Source organism: Brotocaccenecus cirricatena, from assembly GCF_020687045.1.
Classification (GTDB): Bacteria; Bacillota; Clostridia; order Oscillospirales; family Oscillospiraceae; genus Vescimonas; species Vescimonas cirricatena.
This window is the reverse complement of the sequence record NZ_JAJEPW010000143.1, coordinates 1-1,535: the sequence shown is the minus strand read 5'-3', so window position 1 is coordinate 1,535 and position 1,535 is coordinate 1. Positions and strand designations below refer to the sequence as shown.

At 57.6% G+C, this 1,535-nt stretch carries 1 pseudogene; it reads left to right on the top strand.

Annotation, left to right across the window (positions count from 1 at the left end):
* A pseudogene (locus LKD37_RS17445) lies at window positions 1–1,535 on the top strand (class I SAM-dependent methyltransferase); the annotation flags it as partial.

The following is a 1,535-nucleotide window of genomic DNA, read 5'->3' as shown; positions in this document are numbered from 1 at the left end:
TGATCTCCCAGAACAAATTTCTCTCAGATGCCGACTGGGCGGCCATGCCGGAGTATGAGCGGAAACAGCTGGCCCGGAAGATCGTCAACTTTTTTATGGATACACCGGACGATGTGGTGCGGCCTTTTTCGCAAAACGCCATTGCGGACTATTGGGAGTGCGTAAAGGCTGTGACCGTTCAGCTCTCCGACGCCGACCGCGTGCAGGAAATTTATCAGAATATGCTCCCTGCCTGGGAAGCCACGAAAGAGGAGGATCGGCACTATACCCTGCGAAAGCAGGGCATAGAAGCCATGCGTGCCTATCTGGACGGCACCTATTCCGTGTTTGGCCTTGGGAAAACCCTGCAAACGCCAACGACCGAGGCCGTTTCCGAACGGCCGGCAGCAGAACCGGAGGTATCGGAGCCGGAACCGCCCATAGCGGAAGCGGAAACCTCAGAGATAGAACCGGCATTACCTGCCGAAGAAAAAGCTGTGCTCACAGCGCCGCAGCCCAAACGGGAGCGTATGCGGTTTGCACCGCTCTATCCGGAAATACCGACCGGGCAGCGGCACGACTTTCACATCACGGATCGGGAGCTGGGCGTGGGCAGCAAGGCGGAAAAGTATGCGGCCAATGTGGCGGCGATCCGCACTCTGCAAACAGCGGAAAGCGAAAACCGGCTGGCGACGCCGCAGGAGCAGGAGATCCTTTCCCGTTATGTGGGCTGGGGCGGCCTTGCCGATTGCTTCGATGAAAAGCACAGCCGGTATGCCGAGCTGAAAGCGCTGCTCACTGAGGAGGAATATGCCGCCGCGCGGGCCAGCAGCCTGACCGCCTTTTATACCTCTCCCATCATCATCGACGCCATCTACAAGGCGCTGGCACAGATGGGTTTGGAAAGCGGCAATCTGCTGGAGCCTGCCTGCGGCGTCGGCAACTTCATCGGAATGCTGCCGGACAGCATGAGCGCCTGCAAAGCCTACGGTGTGGAGCTGGACAGCATCTCCGGCCGCATTGCCCGACAGCTTTACCAGAACAGCCGGATCGCTGTCACCGGCTATGAAAAGGCAGAGATCCCGGACAGTTTCTTTGACGCGGCGGTGGGCAATGTGCCTTTCGGAAATTTCAAGGTCGTTGACCGGCGCTATGACAAACACCACTGGCTCATCCATGATTATTTCTTTGGCAAGACGCTGGACAAGGTGCGGCCGGGCGGTGTCATTGCGTTCATCACTTCAAAGGGCACGATGGATAAGGAGGATCCTTCCGTGCGCAAATATCTGGCCCAGCGCGCCGACCTCATCGGAGCGATCCGTCTGCCGGATACAGCCTTCAAGGCCAATGCCGGAACAGAGGTCACCAGTGACATTCTCTTTCTTCAAAAGCGTGACCGAATCGTAGATATTGAGCCGGATTGGGTGCATCTGGACGCGGATGAAAACGGTATCCGCATGAACAGCTATTTCGTCCGGCATCCGGAAATGGTGCTGGGCGAGATGGCCATGGAGAGCACCCAATACGGCATTGACAGCGTGTGCAAGCCCTATGAA